The following is a 5,819-nucleotide window of genomic DNA, read 5'->3' on the forward strand; positions in this document are numbered from 1 at the left end:
ACTGTAGGGATTGTAAAATATCCTACTATACCAATGATCATAAGTAGGCTAAGCATCCAACGCCTTTTCATATTTCTATGGTAGGTTTTCAAATGCTCGCCCCCGAACCGGACTTACACGTCTCCGCGTATCCGGCTCTCCATTAAAGAGTCAGTCCATCTTACCTGCATGAGTTTTTTGATGACAGCTTCTACAAAGAGCAATAGTTTTTCTGCGTCTTGCAATCATCAACTTATCGGCATATCCTTTACCATCTAAGTTTTTGAGTTTTCTAACATGATGCATATCTAGAGCTCCTTGTTCTCCACATATCTCACACTTTTCAGCTTTAAGTCTATCAATTAGACTCGTTCTGTTAGCATGATAAATTATAGATTTTATGTCAAGCTGTGTATTCTCTACAGGTCTCCTTCTTTTAAAATTTTCGTTGTAAAAAGTCTGTGTTTTAACCTCTGATTTTCTATTGAGATAACTAATTGTAAACTCTCCATTTATCTTGTACTTCTGAGCAATTTTTGCAACAGATGTTTTGTACTTTCCTGCGAAGGTTCTGTACATACTATATTGCATTATATACTTAAAAGAGTGTAGTAGAGAGCTATTATTAGCTATCGCGTAGTAATTATGAAATCCTCTTAGTGTATAATTAAACTTTTGTAGAATTTCCAAATCATCATTATTGATACTTTTGCGATGTTCTCTTGCTTTCCACACCTCTTTCCCTTTGTTCATTTTAATTTCCAGAACCCCAAAATCAAGTAGTTTCTTTTTTATTGTATCCATAGATAGTTTCAGATATACCTTTTTATTAAAAGATCTTATCATTCTTCCCATCTTGTCTCTTTTAGCAAGATTACTTTTATTCACTAGAATTTCATAACCAAGAAATTTTGCAGCTCTTTGTGTGTGGGTTATCAAAGTTTTTTCTTCTGACAGTTCAAGTTTTAGTTTCGACTCAAGAAAGTTCTTAATATCTTCTTTAATCCTCTTACTATCTTCTTTACTTCCTATTACACCAATTATAAAATCATCTGCATATCTTACATATTTCATTCTTTTAAAGCTATCATCCATTTCATCATTACTTGTAATGGATAACCTTTCTTTATCAATAGCTTTGAGTTGTTTTACTACACAAAGGCGCTCATTTTCATTTTTAACAACTTTAAGTTTTTGCATTGCCATTTTCTTCTTTGTATCAAGTTTCAATCGCGCTTCGTTGGGCTTTTTCTTAATTCCCTTATCAAAACATTTTATATAATCCTTTACATACCTATCTAATTTATCTAGGTAAATATTGGCAAGAATAGGACTTACAATTCCTCCTTGTGGTGTTCCACTATAGGTTTTGTAAAAAGTCCATTCTTCAACATAGCCTGCTCTTAAGAATTTTCTGATTAATCTAATGAATCGTTCATCAGAAATTCGTTCTTGAAGAATACTAATAAGTATATCATGGTTAATTCCATCAAAGAAACCTTTTATGTCTCCTTCAATGAACCATTTTGCTCCAGTAAATGTTTTCTGAATCTTTGTTAATGCTGTATGGCAACTTCGCTTTGGTCTAAAGCCATGAGAACAATCTAAAAATTGCCCTTCGTAAATAGCTTCTAAAATCATACGTATTACTTCCTGCACTAATTTATCATCAAATGTTGGTATTCCTAGAGGACGCATTTTTCCATTTTTCTTTGGTATATAAACCCGTCTAACTGGCTGTGGTTGATATGTTTCGTTACGTAACACTTCTATTAACTTATTGATACGTTCTAGACTCATTCCATCGATTGTCTTACCATCAGAACCTGCTGTCATATTACCCGGTTTAGCGTAGATTCGCTGATAGGCATTAAAAAACATTTCTTGATTAAACAAGATTCTATAGAGTCTTTCATATTTATAGTTTACTTGTGGACTATGCTTTGATAGACCGTTTAATATTTTTATTGAATTTCTCATAATGTCTCTCACATTTTTCATTAATTATATCAAACCTTTAACTGCTTCCCTTTGCCATGTACAAGGCTTTCCCTTGCTCGGACTACTACGGAAGCTCCGTTACCTTATTGAATATTCAGAGACTAAAACCTCATAGCCTTTCGGCATTTCAACTTAGGTAATCCCCGTTTGCTATGTAATAACTTAGCTTAATAGATTCTCGGATATGACTTCCACCCTTTACCATTTACTATGGTTGCGTTATGATTTATTCTTGCTTCATCTACTCATCTTCAATAGTGAAGTATCATAATATGACGAGTATAGTTATCTTACGTCAAAGTCCCTACAACTACCGCTTGGATTATCATTTAATCAATTCGGATTTTATCCTTATATCTATCTTTTCATCTTGTCATTCAGTCGCAGAATGATAACTATCTGACTTATGCTTTTTCCGACATGCTACACTCCTTGTTTAGTTTCCCTTACAAATAAGTCGGATGATGACAGGCTTTAGAATACTGGCCTGATGTCTTGCTAAAGACATATTTATTACATAACCTTTACGGGCGCACAAATGACATACGCAGTATTAGACGTATCTGGAACATAGCTCGGATCTGCAAGCATCTGCATATCTCTTTCGATAATTAGCGATTGAATCTTAGCGAGCATAGCACTGAATAAATCCGCTACAGGTAGCCAGAGGTACACACTGATATACCGCGTGAGCCACTGTAAAAGTGTAGATTCAAAACCACTCCATATTGAAATAGCAAAGGCAATGGGACCAAGTATGGAGAGTACCACTAAGAAGAATGTCCGAATGGTATCGATAACCAGAGCGGCTGCTTGAAAGAGCATTTCTAATATCTCTCTAAAACCATCTCTTAGGTTCTTTTGAAAATCATATTGCCATTTCTCTAAATACATTCCTGTCATAGCAGCTAAATCAGAGGGCGACCAACCAAGCTCATCAAGCTTTTTATCAAATTCTTCATCTGAGACTAAATAAGCTGTTTCAGGATTTCTCAGCATCGCTTCTCTTTCTAAAATATCTTTCTTTTGTTGTAAGGAAGTCATATCAATTACCTGATTTTCTAATATCTGATGTGTACCTTTTACAACTGGACTTAAAACTGTATTTAAAGTTCCTAGAACAAGCGTGGGGAAAAACATAATACAAATACCCAAAGCAAATGGTCTAAGCATCGGATACACATCAATAGGTTCTGCTCTTGCTAAGGCTTGCCATACTTTAATACCGATGTAAAAAAGAGCCCCAAGACCTGCTAAACTTTTAGCCACCCCTGCCATTTGGGCTGATAGTGGCATCATATCGTAATAGAGGTTCTGAAGTACCTCGTGTAAATTACTATCTCCCATAGCTACCAATATTTTTGATTCGAGGTACCATATAGATCAAGTACCCTTTGGGTATTGTTTTTCTTCTTCGATCTTAAGATACTAATACCTATATTTTTTCTGGTGTAGTAACTAACAAGGTTGTGATAGTCTTTTACCTCTTTGTAAACCCTATCGATAATATCCATACGCTCTTTATCATTTAAAAACAAACTCGAAGCGCTTACAATCTGTTTGAGTTCTTTGACAAGCTCTGTGCTTTCTTGAAGTAGAACTGAATATCCGTTGGCTATAGCGACAAGCTCCTGAGCAGAGAAGTTAGGATCATTGAGCATCTTACCAAAGTTTTTGACATATAGCTCTGATACTTCTCCTACTAAAAGCACAGTTTGTTGCACCTTCCTTGCGTCTTTAACCAGGTTATTTACTGCTTGAAGTTTATCGTAATACTCCTTCCCTTGTTTATAAACTTTCTCTACTTCTTTGAAGTTTTTAACTACATTGCTAACTGTTGAAGAAGTTTGTATAATTTCATTGGCACTGTTTAAAATACCTGATGCCAAATTTGTGGGATCTGTAACTACCCACTGGGCATAGTTCTTTATTGGTAGAATAAGTAGCATCGCTACCATTACTATCTGTAATAGTTTTTTCATTGTGATATGTTTTAATTGATTGTCTACTCTTACTATTTTTCTTGTACTAAGCGTTTTATAGCCATCTCTACATTACCATCAAGTTCTTTAGCCAGATTCATTACCTCTAATTTTTCTGTCTCTTCTGTGGTATAAGCTAAATACTCACTATAGCTTACCTCTGTAGCATACACACCTGAGTGAGTACCTCCAAGACCTATCCATACTTCTTTATAAAGGCGGTTAGGGTTGTTGTTTAGGTTTATTGAAAGGATCTGAGCTTTTTCTTTGTCTGTAAGGCCAAGCATCGCTTGTATATCATCAAACTTGTTCATGTACTTGCGCTGATCAAGTAGGATCTTACAATCAGAGTTATTGATAATACTCTCCTTTACAATCGGAGATTGAATAATATCATCTACCTCTTGAGTAACTACAATTGCCTCTCCAAAGAACTTTCTAACGGTTTTGAACAAATATTTCAGGTAGTCCGCCATACCTTCTTTGGCTATGGCCTTCCAAGCCTCCTCTATTAAGATTAGCTTGCGCTGTCCTTTAAGGCGTCTCATCTTGTTTATAAACACTTCCATGATGATAATAGTCACAATGGGAAACAGGATTTTGTGGTCTTTTATGCTATCAATTTCAAAGACGATAAAGCATTTATTTAGTAAATCAAGCTCACTTTCTGAGTTTAATAAATAGTCGTATTCTCCTCCTTTGTAGTAGGGCTCTAGTACATTTAAAAAGTTAGCCAGATCAAAGTCCTTTTCTCTAACCTGTTTTTGTTCTAACTCAGCTTTGTAATCCGTTTTGATATACTCATAAAAACTGTTGAAGCTTGGTTTTAAATTACTTGTTTGAAGTTTTTGGATATAGCCACTAACTGCGTTTGAAAGCGCCACTTCCTCAGCTCGTGAGGGCGGCTGGTCATCGCGCTTCCAAAGAGTTAAAATGAGAGTTTTAATACTCTCTCTTTTTTCAATATCAAACACGCCATCATCAGTGTAGAAAGGATTAAAAGCAATTGGGTTTTCTTCAGTGTATGTAAAATATACACCGTCCTCCCCTTTTGTTTTGCCTTTAATTAGCTCGCATAATCCTTGGTAAGAGTTTCCTGTATCAACAAGCAGTACATGCGCGCCTTGCTCATAATACTGCCTTACCATATGATTGGTAAAAAAGCTCTTACCACTTCCCGATGGTCCCAAGATAAACTTGTTGCGGTTGGTGATAATTCCTTTTTTCATTGGTAAATCTGAAATATCTAAATGAATTGGTTTACCAGTAAGCCGATCTGCCATTTTAATTCCAAAGGGAGATAGCGAGTTTTGATAGTTGGTCTCCCCAGAGAAAAAGCATAAGGCAGGCTCTATGAACGTATAAAAGCTCTCTTCACTTGGAAAGTCTGCGCTATTCCCTGGCATACCAGCCCAGTAAAGTGTCGCAGCATCAACCGTATTGTGTCTTGGTACACACTCCATAGAAGCAATTGCGCTTCCACAGTCGTTTTTAAGCTGTTTAAGCTCACTTGGATTATCTGACCAAGCCATTACATTAAAGTGAGCTTTTATAGAGGTAAGCCCTTTGCTATGAGCTTCATTTAGATATTCCTCAATCCAAAACTTATTAATTTGATTAGCTCTACTGTATCTAGCTAGTGAATGCATATTCTTAGCCGACTTTTCAAACTGCTTTAGATTGTAATCACTATCCTCTATAAACAAATACTGATTGTAGATATGATTACAATTAAGCAAGAGTCCAACAGGCGAGGCAAACGATAAAGCCATACTGCTTTTATCGGTTGATAGCTTTTCATAGCGTGATAAATAAGATACCTCAGTAGGTAAATCATCTGTACTTGAAAGGGTATGT

The 5,819-nt window shown here is 35.7% G+C and carries 4 protein-coding genes; all 4 read right to left on the minus strand.

The annotated features are described in order from the left end of the window. Positions 1-150 precede the first annotated feature (150 nt). Entirely contained in the window at positions 151-1,959 is a 1,809-nt protein-coding gene (gene ltrA / locus MODO_RS18740) for a group II intron reverse transcriptase/maturase (protein WP_025124851.1), read from the minus strand. A gap of 534 nt (positions 1,960-2,493) precedes the next feature. Beyond that, positions 2,494-3,327, minus strand: a complete 834-nt coding sequence (gene traJ, locus MODO_RS18745; RefSeq protein WP_439951141.1) for a conjugative transposon protein TraJ — start codon at positions 3,325-3,327, stop codon at positions 2,494-2,496. Between the two features lie 2 nt (positions 3,328-3,329). After that, positions 3,330-3,962 carry a DUF4141 domain-containing protein gene (locus tag MODO_RS18750; protein WP_059051726.1) on the minus strand — a complete coding sequence of 211 codons (633 nt, stop codon included), beginning with the start codon at positions 3,960-3,962 and terminating at the stop codon, positions 3,330-3,332. 32 nt (positions 3,963-3,994) lie between these two features. Beyond that, positions 3,995-5,819, minus strand: a 1,825-nt coding sequence (locus MODO_RS18755) for a TraG family conjugative transposon ATPase (protein ID WP_059051728.1), incomplete at its 5' end; no start/stop codon positions are given.

The sequence above is a fragment of the Myroides odoratimimus genome (assembly GCF_001485415.1).
Taxonomy (GTDB): Bacteria; Bacteroidota; Bacteroidia; order Flavobacteriales; family Flavobacteriaceae; genus Flavobacterium; species Flavobacterium odoratimimum.

Excerpts from the sequence above, each read along its gene's own strand:
- ltrA (WP_025124851.1), bottom strand. The coding sequence starts at position 1,959 with ATGAGAAATTCAATAAAAATATTAAACGGTCTATCAAAGCATAGTCCA.
- traJ (WP_439951141.1), bottom strand. The coding sequence starts at position 3,327 with ATGGGAGATAGTAATTTACACGAGGTACTTCAGAACCTCTATTACGAT.
- MODO_RS18750 (WP_059051726.1), bottom strand. The coding sequence starts at position 3,962 with ATGAAAAAACTATTACAGATAGTAATGGTAGCGATGCTACTTATTCTA.